Source organism: Christiangramia gaetbulicola (genome assembly GCF_003054225.1).
GTDB lineage: Bacteria > Bacteroidota > Bacteroidia > Flavobacteriales > Flavobacteriaceae > Christiangramia > Christiangramia gaetbulicola.
On record NZ_QBKQ01000001.1, the window covers coordinates 630,750 to 643,409 of the forward strand.

The 12,660-nt window shown below is 39.0% G+C and carries 15 protein-coding genes; 7 read left to right on the forward strand and 8 right to left on the reverse strand.

Annotated features, from left to right (window positions below; all coding sequences use genetic code 11):
• Positions 1–15: 15 nt before the first annotated feature.
• From C8P64_RS02780 to C8P64_RS02805, 6 genes are all read right to left on the reverse strand, one after another.
• The gene (locus tag C8P64_RS02780) at positions 16–783 is read right to left on the reverse strand and encodes a TatD family hydrolase (RefSeq protein ID WP_108170526.1); all 768 of its coding nucleotides are present in this window, start codon (positions 781–783) and stop codon (positions 16–18) included.
• A gap of 111 nt (positions 784–894) precedes the next feature.
• Entirely contained in the window at positions 895–1,341 is a 447-nt protein-coding gene (locus tag C8P64_RS02785) for a QcrA and Rieske domain-containing protein (RefSeq protein ID WP_108170527.1), read from the reverse strand.
• 25 nt (positions 1,342–1,366) lie between these two features.
• The gene (locus tag C8P64_RS02790) at positions 1,367–2,275 is read right to left on the reverse strand and encodes a DUF5777 family beta-barrel protein (protein WP_108170528.1); all 909 of its coding nucleotides are present in this window, start codon (positions 2,273–2,275) and stop codon (positions 1,367–1,369) included.
• Complete coding sequence (locus C8P64_RS02795) at positions 2,272–2,829, reverse strand: YceI family protein (RefSeq protein WP_108170529.1); 558 nt, start codon at positions 2,827–2,829, stop codon at positions 2,272–2,274. The genes C8P64_RS02790 and C8P64_RS02795 overlap by 4 nt, the downstream gene beginning before the upstream one ends.
• 101 nt (positions 2,830–2,930) lie before the next feature.
• The gene (locus C8P64_RS02800) at positions 2,931–3,977 is read right to left on the reverse strand and encodes a flavin-containing monooxygenase (RefSeq protein WP_108170530.1); all 1,047 of its coding nucleotides are present in this window, start codon (positions 3,975–3,977) and stop codon (positions 2,931–2,933) included.
• Between the two features lie 59 nt (positions 3,978–4,036).
• Positions 4,037–4,534 carry a DUF456 domain-containing protein gene (locus C8P64_RS02805; RefSeq protein ID WP_108170531.1) on the reverse strand — a complete coding sequence of 166 codons (498 nt, stop codon included), beginning with the start codon at positions 4,532–4,534 and terminating at the stop codon, positions 4,037–4,039.
• A 107-nt stretch (positions 4,535–4,641) separates the two neighbouring features.
• On the opposite strand from C8P64_RS02805, the gene C8P64_RS02810 reads away from it, so the two are divergent.
• The 7 genes from C8P64_RS02810 to C8P64_RS02840 all read left to right on the forward strand — a co-directional run bounded on the left by C8P64_RS02810 (position 4,642) and on the right by C8P64_RS02840 (position 10,698).
• Positions 4,642–5,007 (forward strand): BlaI/MecI/CopY family transcriptional regulator, encoded by a 366-nt coding sequence (locus tag C8P64_RS02810; protein ID WP_108170532.1) that lies wholly within the window; start codon positions 4,642–4,644, stop codon positions 5,005–5,007.
• Entirely contained in the window at positions 5,007–6,575 is a 1,569-nt protein-coding gene (locus C8P64_RS02815) for a M56 family metallopeptidase (RefSeq protein WP_170106621.1), read from the forward strand. The genes C8P64_RS02810 and C8P64_RS02815 overlap by 1 nt, the downstream gene beginning before the upstream one ends.
• Positions 6,576–6,592: 17 nt before the next feature.
• A complete protein-coding gene (locus C8P64_RS02820) occupies positions 6,593–7,084 on the forward strand; it encodes an energy transducer TonB (RefSeq protein ID WP_108170534.1) in 492 nt (163 codons plus the stop codon).
• 143 nt (positions 7,085–7,227) lie between these two features.
• Positions 7,228–8,595, forward strand: a complete 1,368-nt coding sequence (locus tag C8P64_RS02825; RefSeq protein ID WP_108170535.1) for a TlpA family protein disulfide reductase — start codon at positions 7,228–7,230, stop codon at positions 8,593–8,595.
• Positions 8,592–9,737, forward strand: a complete 1,146-nt coding sequence (locus C8P64_RS02830; protein ID WP_108170536.1) for a tetratricopeptide repeat protein — start codon at positions 8,592–8,594, stop codon at positions 9,735–9,737. The genes C8P64_RS02825 and C8P64_RS02830 overlap by 4 nt, the downstream gene beginning before the upstream one ends.
• Positions 9,738–9,748: 11 nt before the next feature.
• Positions 9,749–10,147: an ExbD/TolR family protein gene (locus C8P64_RS02835; RefSeq protein ID WP_108170537.1), complete on the forward strand. Its 399-nt coding sequence runs from the start codon at positions 9,749–9,751 to the stop codon at positions 10,145–10,147.
• Positions 10,148–10,224: 77 nt separating this feature from the next.
• Positions 10,225–10,698: a hypothetical protein gene (locus C8P64_RS02840; RefSeq protein ID WP_108170538.1), complete on the forward strand. Its 474-nt coding sequence runs from the start codon at positions 10,225–10,227 to the stop codon at positions 10,696–10,698.
• A gap of 278 nt (positions 10,699–10,976) precedes the next feature.
• Here the strand turns inward: C8P64_RS02840 and C8P64_RS02845 are convergent, their stop codons facing one another.
• Together C8P64_RS02845 and C8P64_RS02850 are read right to left on the reverse strand one after the other, a co-directional pair.
• Positions 10,977–11,267: a YciI-like protein gene (locus C8P64_RS02845; RefSeq protein ID WP_108170539.1), complete on the reverse strand. Its 291-nt coding sequence runs from the start codon at positions 11,265–11,267 to the stop codon at positions 10,977–10,979.
• Positions 11,268–11,457: 190 nt separating this feature from the next.
• Positions 11,458–12,597 (reverse strand): glycosyltransferase family 2 protein, encoded by a 1,140-nt coding sequence (locus C8P64_RS02850; protein WP_108170540.1) that lies wholly within the window; start codon positions 12,595–12,597, stop codon positions 11,458–11,460.
• Positions 12,598–12,660: the final 63 nt, after the last annotated feature.

Consider the following 12,660-nt stretch of genomic DNA (forward strand, 5'->3'; position numbering starts at 1 on the left):
ATCTCTTTAACAGCTTTAAATTCCGAAAACTTCCTTTGAGTTTTTTGTAGTTATCTCAGCTACTTCTTCAATTGGTAAATCATATAAGGCGGCCAGCTTTTCAACAACTTTTAGAATATATACGGGATCATTTCTTTTTCCGCGGAAAGGCGCCGGTGCCAGGTAAGGTGAATCTGTTTCCAGAACGATCTCCTCCAATGGGATCTCGCTAATAAATTTATCTACTCCGCCATTCTTAAAAGTAACCACTCCACCGATTCCCAGTTTCATATTATAAGAAAGCGCTTGTTTGGCCTGTTCCAGGTTTCCGGTGAAACAATGAAAAATACCGAAGAGCTTGTCGTCTTTCACCTCTTCCAGCACTTCAAAGATCTCATCAAAGGCATCACGACAATGGATGACTATAGGCAAATCCCTGTCTTTTGCCATCTGGATCTGTCTTTTAAAAGCTTCCTTCTGAATATCCAGGGTAGATTTATCCCAGTAAAGATCTATCCCGATCTCCCCAACGGCGTAGAATTTTCTTTTATCCAGCTCCTCCTCTACATGTTTAAGTTCTTCTTCAAAATTCTCCTTTACATGCGTTGGGTGAAGCCCCATCATTAAAAAGACATTATCTGGAAAAGCCTTTTCCAGCTCATACATACTCTGAGTGGTTTCAGAATCTATGGCCGGGATAAAAAATCTTTTGATATTATTATCTATAGCTTTCTGGATAGCTGCTTTGCGATCCTCATCGAAGGCATCGCTATATAAATGTGTATGGGTATCTGTAATTATCATAGCTGCAAAAGTAATAGAAGAAAGCAGAATGATAAAACTACCAGGTCCTAAAAACCAATAAGTTCTTTGCCGGAGATACTCCGGAAAAATCCAACTGGATATTAACCTCTTCTAACTTACCGTTGCAGTAATGCTTCCACCACTTATGGAGGTTGAATACACCCTTAAACTCCTGGTGGTTCCAGATTCACCCTGAGGACCACGAATTACATCTCCGTCTTCCTCATAACGGGAAAAGTGCAGCTGGCACTCAATATACCCCTCATCTTCTACCCAAACTAATTGACCACCCTGATGCGGACAAACAGCTTCTGTAGCAACGAAATCGGCCGAAGTATTACCTTCACCAATACGAAAGAACAAAACTCCGCTGCTAGTAACCTGATCACCTATATCTGCCAGGCTTGATAAGTTCACCGATACCGTGGTTGGCCCACCTCCATTTCCCGGAGGATTGGTAGTTCCACCACCATCATCGCTGGAACTACATGCAGATAAGGCACATGCCCCGGAACAGGCTAACAAGACTCCTTTAACCAAAAATTCACCTCTTTTCATAATTACGCCTTTATTAAATCAAAATTCAGTTACTTATTTTCTTTGGACCCAGATTGAAATTTCTCGATATCATAAATCCAAACCTTACTCCACCGTCAGACCAGCTTTTTGTGGTATTCTGTATGAAATTATTAGCTATTATAGCCTGGGAATTCTGGAAGTTTAACGCAAAAACATGGCCGCCGGTCTCTATTTCCACGCCTACTCCAAACGGATTGTAATAATCTGTTTGCAGATCATCTGGCCTGCTTAAACCGTTTACTATGGTATAATCTGCTATAATCGAAATTCTTTTAAAGATCTTTACCCTTGCACCAAATCCAAGCGCAAAAAGATTTTCTGAATCTTCAAAATCCTGAATTTGAGCTTCAGGCCGTATCAAAAAACCAGGGTTAAGCATCAAAGAAACTCCCGGACTAAATTTTCTTGCCAGAATCACCTGAAAAAAATGTGAGATCCTATCAGATTCCTTATCAAATTCATTTCTGGAGAAAGGCTCGCGGGTAATCCAACTGCTCTGGCCGAATAAAGTAACAGAAAGCGGCAACCCATTTTCTTCCTGCCAAAGCAACCTGTACTTCACAAGTCCGCTATAGGATTCATTATACTTGCTTCGGCCTATTCCAACCGTTAAAGCATCGGTAATTCCATAATCAAACCCCAGATAAAGATCGGTTGCGATATCCAGACCGAATAAAGTATTCGAACCTCCAAACTCACCGCCAATATCTCCAAACCTATGCCCTACCCAAAAAGCGAGATTCTTCGCCTTTTGAGTCTCATTGGTCTGCAATAGAACAAGTCGCGGACTTTTGAATGTAGCCTGAACTTTATAGTCTTTTTCTTCAGAAATATCTGCCATGATACTATCTACATCCTGAGCCTGAATTATAGCGCAGATCAAAAAAACCGGAATCAGTAAAATTCTTTTCATTGTGTAATAATTTGATAATTGGCATTTACAGTTACCTCTATAACTTCGGCAATATTCTCCCACAGTATCTTGGGGATCTTAATATCATGATCTTTACAGGCCACCTCAAATCGGGATTCCAGTGTCAAGGTTTTACCATTATTCTGCATCGTAATGGTCGCGGGAAGTTCCCTTTTCCTGGAAACGCCATGCACGGTAAAATCTCCTTTGAAAACGATGTTTTGAGGAACTGTCGATTCCAGATCAATGGAACTACTGCTTTCACCTTTAAAACTCGCTTCCGGAAATTTTTCACTTTCCACATAATTTTCATTAAAATGCTCCTGCATTAAGGACTTTTCAAATTCAAAAGACCTCATCTTTACCTTAAAAGAAATAGCTGCATTTTTAGAATTGATAACCGAAATACCTTCTGTAGATACCGCCTCAATATCCTCTACAGGTGCAGATGAAAAAAAACTAATTTTTGCTGAAGTTGTTTGATAGAATTGGGCATTGATCGAATTAAAATTCGAACATAGAATCGTCAATATTAGAAACAGGGTAAGACGCATATCAAATATTTACGAAAAAAATAAGGGTATAGTTTTAACCTATACCCTTATAAATTTACACAATATTTGTTAAAATACAGAATTAAACCACACTTATATTATTAATTGCTTCCGTTTTTAATAATGTATTCTGAAAGATATTTTGCATCCTTTTTTATTCCGCCTAAAGTAGCAGAGCCCCTGGTATGTAGCCACGGCAATCCAATAAAATAAAGCCCTTCAATATTACTAACACCCCGGTAATGCTCGGGATAACCATTCTTGGCCAGCTCCAAACCTTCAATCCAGCTGAAATTGGGCCTGTAACCAGTTGCCCAGATGATATTCCTCAGATCCTTGATCTTTTTCTTTTCGGTTACTATTAACTCTCCTTCGGCATTCTTTGTTTTTCCTACCGGCTCCACATTGTCTCTTTCCAGAATTTCTTTTACCGGAGTTCCAATCACCGGCTGCCTGGATTTAGAGATCTTTCTCCCCAGCCAGGTATCCCTGCTAAAGCTCAAGAATCCAGATTTTGTGAACCACCACCATAAGGTCTTCCCTAATATTTCCTGCGGAAGCACTTTTACATCTGTGGTACCCGAAAAATAAACACCGCGGTCATCCTGAGAAACCTCATCAAGGATCTGGAATCCGCTATCTCCAGCACCAACTACCATCGCCTTACCTTCCTGAAGTTGATTCGGATTCTTGTAATAATTACTATGTATCTGGAAAATATCCTCGTCTATCTTTTTAGAAAATGGAGGTGTATAAGGAATATGAAAAGGTCCGGTGGCGATAACCACGTTCCTGGCTTCAAGATCACCCTGCGGACTCTTCAGAATAAAATGACCGGACTCTTTTGATATATTTTCAATAAGGGTGTTCAGCTGAATTGGAAAATCAAATTCTTCAACGTAATCTTTAAAATATTTTGCAACCTCGGTCTTGGAAGGATAATGACCTTTTTCTGCCGGAAACTCCATCCCGGGCATATTATTGAATTCTGAAGGAGTAAACAAAGTTAGCGAATCCCATCTATTAAGCCAGGATGCACCAATCTCTGACTCCTTATCCACGACCAGGAAATCTTTCCCCTGCTCTTTAAGATAGTAAGCCATGGCCAAACCGGCCTGTGCAGCACCTACAATAATAAAATCCAGCATCACTTTGATATTTTTCGCAAAAGTAAGGCTAATTAAAGGTTTCTGAAAATTAACAGTCTCTAGAAAATGAGTGCTTTATAGGTCCAGAATTGATAAAGGAAAAGAATAAGAAAGGCGAAGGTCACGATAAACTCCATAAAACTGGAGGCCAGCAAACCCACGAAAGATCCAAAAGCTGCTTTTCCGGCAGTTCTGGAATCACTTTTATTTATAATCTCACCAATAAATGCTCCAACAAAAGGACCAATTAAAATAGCGAAAGGAATCGGCGCGAATATCCCCACGATCAAACCTATAGTGGCTCCTATCATCCCCTTCCTGCTACCACCAAATCTTTTGGTGCCCAGTGCCGGGATTACCAGGTCTAAAACATAAATTATTATAGTCACGGCCAAAGTTATCGCCAGAAAAAGATAATTCATTTCTATACCGGGGATCAGGTAAAATATTAGCAAACCTATCCAACTTAAAGGCACACCGGGAAGTACCGGTAAAAAACTTCCTAATACTCCCAGGATCATAAATGCGCCGGCAACAACTAATAAGATTATTTCCATTTTTCAATTTTGATTAACGAATATAATCAACTTCAGAACATTTTTAAACTAAAAGATTAGTTCAAACTAAATAATTAGTTTATATTAGCAGAAACAAATTCATAAAAATGAAACAACTCACCAAAGCAGAAGAAGAGATCATGCAGATCTTATGGGAGCTTAAAGAAGCGAATGTTGCGGGAATTATAGAACATATGCCCGAGCCAAAACCTGCTTACAACACGGTTTCTACCATTGTGAGGATACTGGAGAGCAAGGGATTTGTAGATCATCGCCAGAAGGGAAAGGGATATATCTATTTCCCTAAACTTGAAAAAGAGACCTACAGCAACCAAAGCATCAATCAATTGATGAACAACTACTTCAATGGTTCGTTTAAAAGTATGGTTTCATTTTTTATGAAGAAGAACGATCTAAGTACGCAGGAGCTGGAAAAGATCTTAAAGGAGATCGATAAAGAAAAAGATAAGTGATGTATACATATATAATAGAAGTCATATTATTTCAGCTGGGATTTTTACTCGTTTTCGAGATTTTCCTGAAAAATGAAACTTTTTTCAATTACAACCGGCTTTATTTACTGGCTACTCCAGTTCTGGCATTTCTCATCCCCTTTTTGAAACTGGAATTTCTGGTAGAAGCCGTACCCCAGAACACCGGCATCTTGTTGCCTGAAGTATTTATAGGTAATAAACCTGCTACTGAAATTGGCACTGAGACCGCTGCGAAAGCAAACTCCGGAATGGAGATAAACTGGTGGCTTCTTAGCTACCTGGTTGGATTCGCAGTGAGCTTCTTCCTTTTCCTGAAAAAATATCATAGCCTGAACCGGCTTTTCCGATTCAGAAAAATTACCGAAGAGAAGGATTTTAAGATCATCGAAGTACCAAATTCTAATATCGCCTGTACGTTTTTCTATACCATTTTCCTAGGAGATCAGCTTTCTGAAAATGAGAAAAACCAGATCCTTTCTCATGAACTGGTACATGTAAAACACAAACACAGCCTGGATCTCATCTTTTTTGAGATCATGAAGATCATCTTCTGGTTTAACCCGCTTGTCTATATCTACCAGTCACGCATCGCCGGGCTGCACGAGTTCATCGCAGATGATGAAGTGGTGAAGACCACCGACAAGCAATCATATTATCAGCAGTTGCTGAATACCGTTTTCAGCACTCAGAATATTTCATTTATCAATCAATTTTTTAATCATTCATTAATCAAAAAACGAATACTCATGTTACAGAAAAACAAATCATCAAAACTATCGAAATTCAAGTTCCTTCTAATTGTTCCGTTAATGCTGAGCATGCTTACTTATGTGGCCTGTTCAGATGAACTGAAAAATGATGATTTAGATTCTTCATTATCTCAATACAGTTACACCCTGGATAAAGGGGAAGAAATGTCCCCGTCTAAACAACGAGTTCATGAGAAATATGAAGATTTCCTTTTTAAAAATCCCGATTATGTGAGTTGGGCAACTATTGACTATGAAGGAGATAAAATTAATTACTCGGTTCATTCAAGATCTGAAGAAGTTCCGGAAGGATATGAAAAAATGGAAGTATCTAAAAAGAATGGCCAGGAATATACTATGTATATGAACCTATATGCTCCTGAAAAAAACAATATTCAGCAAGAAGGAAAACCTGACAATAGCATGTATGACGGTAAATCTGAAGTGCCTTTTGCTGTAATAGACGAAGTACCGGCATTTCAAGAATGTGACCAATGGGTTGACGATGCGAGAAGAAATTGTACTTCTAAAGAAATCTCCCTTTTTGTCAATAAAAATTTCGATACCTCTCTTGGAGAAAAATTAGGTCTTACCGGAGTTAACCGGGTGATTGTAATGTTCAGAATAGATGAAACCGGAAAAATCGTAGATATAAAAGCAAGAGCTGACCATCCTGAACTAGAAGAAGAAGCTAAACGGGTTATCGCCAAAATCCCCGATATGATTCCGGGAAAACAAAACGGTAGACCGGTTAGTGTGATGTATACTTTACCAATTGCCTTTCAGGTAGCTGAATAATCTTAAAAAATCTTATTATGAAAAATTTAAATACAAGTCTCATTCTTTCATTTTGTCTCTCCCTGTTAAGTCTTTCCGGATTCTGCCAGGAAAAAGAAGGATCCTTCGAAGAGGATGCCATTCCCTTCGCGGTAGTAGATGAGGCTCCGGCTTACCCGGGATGTGAAAATCTTAAGGGAGATCAATTAAAAGATTGTACGGTGGAAAAGATCACCAATCATGTAAATACAAATTTCAACACTGGCCTGGGGAAAAAACTGAATATTGAAGGAAGGACACGAATCATTGTCCAGTTCAAAATTGATGAAAACGGAGAGGTTCATAAAGTACGGTCCAGATCTTTAGCAGATGATTCCGAAAAAAGAGAAGCCTTGCAAAACGAAGCGAACCGGGTAATAAAAAATCTCCCTAAAATGAAACCAGCGCAAATGAAAGGCAAAAATGTTGCGATCATGTATTCTTCACCTATCGAATTTGCAGTGCCGGAAAAAGAAAGCAAAAAAGGCTAAGTTTTAAAAATAAACATAAGATCTACCAGGATGATGTTTTCCATGCGAATGGCCATTAAAACCAATGAAAAGATTTTAAACCCTTATATTCATCAAAATTTTATAGCCGGAGCTCCCGTTCCGGCTTTTAAATAAATCATTTTATGCGCTCTCTTTTCGTAATTGCCATTCTTGGCTTGCTGACTTCCTGTGGAAATTCTGAAAATTCTGTCCAATCAAATAAAGATGGGATCATTCTAAAGGTTACTCACGATAAACCAGTAGATACGGTCGTTTTAAAAACAGATCCACGCTACAAATTATATGATCAACCTGATACCATTATCACCTATACTGGCGAAAATTCAATCCTCCTAGACACAATTAACATCCCTAAGGGTTATTATGAGTTAAGTTCAAACAATAAAGTAAACAAGATCTACCTGCAAGCTAATAGTCGGCTGGAAATAAATAATCTGGATACCGCGACAACTTTTAAAGGAGACCTGGCAGATATCAACCGCTATATTGCCGTGAGGGAAGGTAAGAATAGGGAGTTAAGGCCATATTTCTCTCCTTTCTCTTACGGAAAGCTAACGGAGAAGGAATTTCTTAGGTTGAACGATTCCATATATTCTGTGTTTTCTGAGCTTGTCAAAAATTTAAAGAACCTGCCGGAGGCTTTCAGATCTAACGAATTAAATATCGCTAAAATTGAGAAAGCAAATCAATTACTCACCTATACTTTCGTGAGACCAAGAAATGAAAAGGATTATGAACCGTCTGAAAACTATCCTGCTCCACTTTCGGAGATTGACCTGAACAACGAGGAGCTTTTAAACATAGACAGATTCCGGGTATTACTATGGAGCTATGCTAATGTGAAGGCAAGTAAAACGGATATGGAAACCTGGGAATATATACTTTCGGAAGATTTTCCATCAAAAAACCCGAAAGTAAAGCAAGAGGTATTTTATACTGCAGGAATCTTCGATCTGCCGCGTATGCGGGACCCAGACGGCTATTACGAGAAGTCCCAGCAGTTTTTGGAAGCTGGAACAAAGCGAAATGAGCTTACCGAGAAATATTATGAACTCAAGAAAATTGGAAAGGGCTTTCCCGCCCCTGAATTTCAGTTAACCAATCTTGAAGGAGAACCCGTTGCTCTTAAAGACTTCAAGGGAAGCGTGGTTTACCTGGATTTCTGGAGCAACTCCTGTAAGCCATGTATCGAAGACATGCCTGAGTTTAAAAAATTACAAAAGGATTTTGAAAATAAGGATGTGAAATTTATTTCTATTGCGATCACCAGTAATAGAGAAAGAGTTGAATCTATTCTGGAAAAGAATAAAATGACCGGAATTCAGCTTTTTCAACCTGGGAAAGACAAAGAGCTAATGAAAGATTATGCCGTAACCTCCATTCCAAGATATGTATTAGTAGACCGGGATGGAAATATCTGGAACCATATTGCTCCCAGGCCTACAGACCCGGAATTAAAAGAACAACTTAATAAGTTATTAGGATCATGATCACCAGAATTATTTTCAGCCTTTGCTTTTTTAGCACATTCACCCTCTTTCCACAGAAGGGTAATTTTCAGGTAGCCGACAGCCTTGCTACCGTAGGAAAAAACACTGAAGCAATTGAGCTACTAAAACAAACCGACCCTAAGACCGGAAAGATATACCTCCGGCTTGCCCAGATTCAGAAAAGTATAGATCAGAATGATCAGGCCCTCGAGAACTATCAAAAAGTTCTGGAACTAAATCCTGCCCTCGTCTTGGCTGCGCAGGAATATGGGGAACTTTTACTGGAATCTGGAAAACTGGATAAGGCCGATAGCCTTTTCAGCAGTTTAAGTGAAAAATATCCTGACAATGCTGGTTTTCTTTACCGAATTGGATTGGCCAAAGAGAAAAAAAAAGACAGCTCGGCCATGGATTACTTTTTTAAAACGGTGGGTTTAGACTCCACGCACCAGGCAGCTTTATATAAGACCGCCAAATATGAACTAAAACACAGAAAACCTCATAACGCAATCCACCTTAGCAGTACCGGATTAGAATCAAGGCCTAATAATGCTTCGTTGCTTTCCATCCTTGGGCAGGCCTACCTGGCCACCCTTCAGTTTGAAGAAGCTGCCAAACCATTTGAAAGACTACTTGAACTTGGGGAAGGTTCAGAATTCATACTGGAACGACTGGCTTCGGCCTATCGAAGATCGGGGCAGACAGATAAGGCTATCCAGATCTATAACAAAATGCTGGAGATAGATAATATGAACGGCATGGTACATACCAATCTTGGGGTTCTTCACCTGAAAAAAGACAATACCAAAAAAGCACAGGAGCATTTTATGATGGCTTTATTCATTAAGAACAGACCATCAGATACTGAATTTTTAAACCTGGGACTGGTTTATAAACGCAAGGAAGATTTCAGAAGTGCTTATATAAGCTTTCAAAAGGCGCTGGAAGAGAATCCTGAAAATGAACGTGCCATGATCGAACTTGCCCTTACCGCCGATGGACATTTCGAGGATAAACAAGCTGTCCTGGAACTTTACCAGGATTTCGTGGTAAAGTATGCCGAATATGGTCGCAAAGACATGCTATCCATAGCAGAATATAGAATTAGTGAATTAAAAAAAGAGATCCATCTTTCTAAATAGCTGTTTTAATTATGAATTATATCCTAATCCTACTTTCGTTTTTCGTTTCGAATTCACCTTTTCAACAGGAACCTGAAGAAATTTTTACAGTAGACGTTTATATTAATGCAGATCGCCAGGTCTATCTGGAAGACAAACTCATTAAAGCGAACGAGGTCAAGAAAGAAATGAGCGACTATGCCTCCAGAAAGAAAGCCTTCCTAGAAGACAGTGTTCTCTATAGAATCTATGCCGACCAGAATCTGGAAATGGGTTTTATCATGGATATCAACAATCAATTGATCAGCGCTTTTCATCCCGCAAATACCAGAACCAAGCGCTTTTTGCTATATTCTGAAGAGCTCGACGTAAATTCTACCAACTGGCAGCATCAAATTCAAAAAATGGATCTAAAGGCTATAGAAAACTAATTGTTAATTTTTAATCTGTTCAATTTTTACTAACCTGCTATAATTCACTATTTTTGGAATCCGAAAGTGGATTGCCAATGAAAAAAGTTTTACTTTTTGTATTTACTTTAATACTAACTTCCTGCAATTTTGAAACTAAGAAGATCTCTTCTGAAGAGGTTTTGGAGCAGGAATCCCGTTCCCTTAACTGGAAGGAAGTAGATGAGTATCCCGCTTTCGAAAATTGCAAGAATGCCAACGGACTTGCTGCCGCCAAAAATTGTTTTGAAAGACAGGTGGCCACAACTATCTATTCCTTTTTGTCCAGTCAGCAACCCGTAGTTACCGAAAGCATTAATGACACTCTTTTCATATATCTCGAGATCACCAAGGAAGGAAAGCCGCAAATAGATTCCATAAAAGTTGATACCACGGTAACTAATCAGTTACCCGAAATTGAACAATGGCTAAGACAAAGCATAGATTCCCTTCCCAAGATCTATCCTGCCAGCAAACGAGGAATCCCGGTTTCCACGGTCTTCAAAATGCCTGTAGTGGTTAAAGCAGAATAAATTAAAGTACGAAATCAGAAGGACGAAGTTAGAATATAAAGAGATTTTAGTATAGTCGATTTTGGAAACGTCACCCTGAACTTGTTTCAGGGTCTCAAAAAGATGCTGAAACTCCCGAAGAATCGGGACAGCATGACGAAGTCTCAACTATTGTATTATGTCATTCCGAGGCACAGTCGAAGGAATCTCATAATCGTGAACTTGAGACTGCTTCGGTCGTTACACTTCCTCGCAGAGAGGTCTTTCTTGTAATTTCAAAAAAGTGAGAAATCTCATTCTCAACTTTCAATTTTACTCCCTACCACAGCATTCCATTTTCTAACTTTCCATTCCTTGATAAGTCCGTTTTTTACATAAGGATCATTCTCGGCGAAATTAGTTGCTACTTCATCATTTTCACTACGAAAGATCAGGTATGCCTCATCTGCCGGTTCATCAAGTGCTCCACCCAGGACAAGTGCACCTTTTTCGGCAGCTTCCTTGGCCATCCCAAGATGTTCTGCCCTATACTGGCCTCGGTCCTGAAGATAATTATCGGCTAGTTTGTAATTGAGTATATAATAGTTCATAATTAAAAATTTAAGTTTCTTCTCTTAAGCTGACGTCACCCTGAACTTGTTTCAGGCTCTTTGGTTGAGATGCTGAAACTCCCGAAGCATCGGGACAGCATGACGAAGTACTATTCATTTAATTTTGATATTTCTAACGTAGTGTTGGAATTCCATTCTCAATTATCCATTATCAATCATCAATTTTCAATTACCGTTTAAACCTTCTCCCCTTCCATTCATAACCTTTAAAAAGCGAAAGACTTGCAACATACACGCTGAAAAACGGATAAGCGATACTGCACCAGAAATAATGACGCATTAAGCTCTCCCGGTTCATAAATTTCGCTGCTTTAAAAATGAGCATAAAATCGGCATTGAATTTCAAGAGGAAGATCAGCATTAAATACTGAAAAGAAAACAGATCCATAAAAGCCAATACGGTAAAAACTATCAGGGACAGGTTCATCAGAAAAACAATAAACCCGGTAAATTTTGCAAATAAGCTTGTATAGGCAGATGTTTTAGCTGCCCATCTAATCCGTTGTTGAATAAGACCATGAAGACTCTTTTGATAATTGGTAAAAACCGCCGCTTTTTCAGATTTTATAAAGGATACTTTTTTACCCTTTTTTCGAAAATCCTGTAACAGGAACACATCATCTCCGCTGGCCAGATTTTCATTCCCTGAGAAACCTGATCCTTCTTTAAATAGGGCTTTCTTATAGCAAAGATTTGCCCCATTGCACATAAAGGCCTTTTCGATCCCGAAAGCTCCAATAGTGGAAGCCTGAAGACTCATAAAATCCATTTCTTCAAAATTCTGAAAATATGGTTTCTTTATTGTCCTTTGAATAAATCCAACCGGCCCTGCGATCATTTCAGAATTATTTTCTCTGATCATCTCATCAAAAAAATACAGCCAATTAGCGGGGATCACACAATCGGCATCGGTAGTAGCGATATAGTCAAAGCCTGAACTTTCTATCGCGGTTCTTATCGCATCCTTTTTAGGAGAATTGGTCTGCCTATTATTTTCAAGCAAACGAATATTGAACGAAGGAAAATCCTTCAAAAAAGTTTCGCAGATCTCCCTGGAATTATCTTTGGAAGCATCATTTATAAGAATGATCTCAAATTTTTCGGTAGGATACTTAATTCCGGACAACGATCTTAAAAGTGCCGGTAAATTCCCGGCTTCATTGCGGTAAGGAATGACTATAGAAAAAGTATTTTCCGCGGAAAGACCTTTCAACTGAAAATCGGGCATTCGCTTCCATCCGTAAAGAAAGGAAATAATGAGCCCCAGGTAGGCTGCTGTTATGAGTCCGAATAAGATCAGCAAAAGCATAACCGATAAGTTTGATGCTGGCAGTGCAGAATTGTTTAGCTTTGTGAAAGTCCCAAATTAGGT

What these genes read in the sequence shown, in the direction of transcription:
- C8P64_RS02780 (WP_108170526.1), bottom strand. Translation starts at nt 783, where the DNA reads ATGATAATTACAGATACCCATACACATTTATATAGCGATGCCTTCGAT.
- C8P64_RS02785 (WP_108170527.1), bottom strand. Translation starts at nt 1,341, where the DNA reads ATGAAAAGAGGTGAATTTTTGGTTAAAGGAGTCTTGTTAGCCTGTTCC.
- C8P64_RS02790 (WP_108170528.1), bottom strand. Translation starts at nt 2,275, where the DNA reads ATGAAAAGAATTTTACTGATTCCGGTTTTTTTGATCTGCGCTATAATT.
- C8P64_RS02795 (WP_108170529.1), bottom strand. Translation starts at nt 2,829, where the DNA reads ATGCGTCTTACCCTGTTTCTAATATTGACGATTCTATGTTCGAATTTT.
- C8P64_RS02800 (WP_108170530.1), bottom strand. Translation starts at nt 3,977, where the DNA reads ATGCTGGATTTTATTATTGTAGGTGCTGCACAGGCCGGTTTGGCCATG.
- C8P64_RS02805 (WP_108170531.1), bottom strand. Translation starts at nt 4,534, where the DNA reads ATGGAAATAATCTTATTAGTTGTTGCCGGCGCATTTATGATCCTGGGA.
- C8P64_RS02810 (WP_108170532.1), top strand. Translation starts at nt 4,642, where the DNA reads ATGAAACAACTCACCAAAGCAGAAGAAGAGATCATGCAGATCTTATGG.
- C8P64_RS02815 (WP_170106621.1), top strand. Translation starts at nt 5,007, where the DNA reads ATGTATACATATATAATAGAAGTCATATTATTTCAGCTGGGATTTTTA.
- C8P64_RS02820 (WP_108170534.1), top strand. Translation starts at nt 6,593, where the DNA reads ATGAAAAATTTAAATACAAGTCTCATTCTTTCATTTTGTCTCTCCCTG.
- C8P64_RS02825 (WP_108170535.1), top strand. Translation starts at nt 7,228, where the DNA reads ATGCGCTCTCTTTTCGTAATTGCCATTCTTGGCTTGCTGACTTCCTGT.
- C8P64_RS02830 (WP_108170536.1), top strand. Translation starts at nt 8,592, where the DNA reads ATGATCACCAGAATTATTTTCAGCCTTTGCTTTTTTAGCACATTCACC.
- C8P64_RS02835 (WP_108170537.1), top strand. Translation starts at nt 9,749, where the DNA reads ATGAATTATATCCTAATCCTACTTTCGTTTTTCGTTTCGAATTCACCT.
- C8P64_RS02840 (WP_108170538.1), top strand. Translation starts at nt 10,225, where the DNA reads ATGAAAAAAGTTTTACTTTTTGTATTTACTTTAATACTAACTTCCTGC.
- C8P64_RS02845 (WP_108170539.1), bottom strand. Translation starts at nt 11,267, where the DNA reads ATGAACTATTATATACTCAATTACAAACTAGCCGATAATTATCTTCAG.
- C8P64_RS02850 (WP_108170540.1), bottom strand. Translation starts at nt 12,597, where the DNA reads ATGCTTTTGCTGATCTTATTCGGACTCATAACAGCAGCCTACCTGGGG.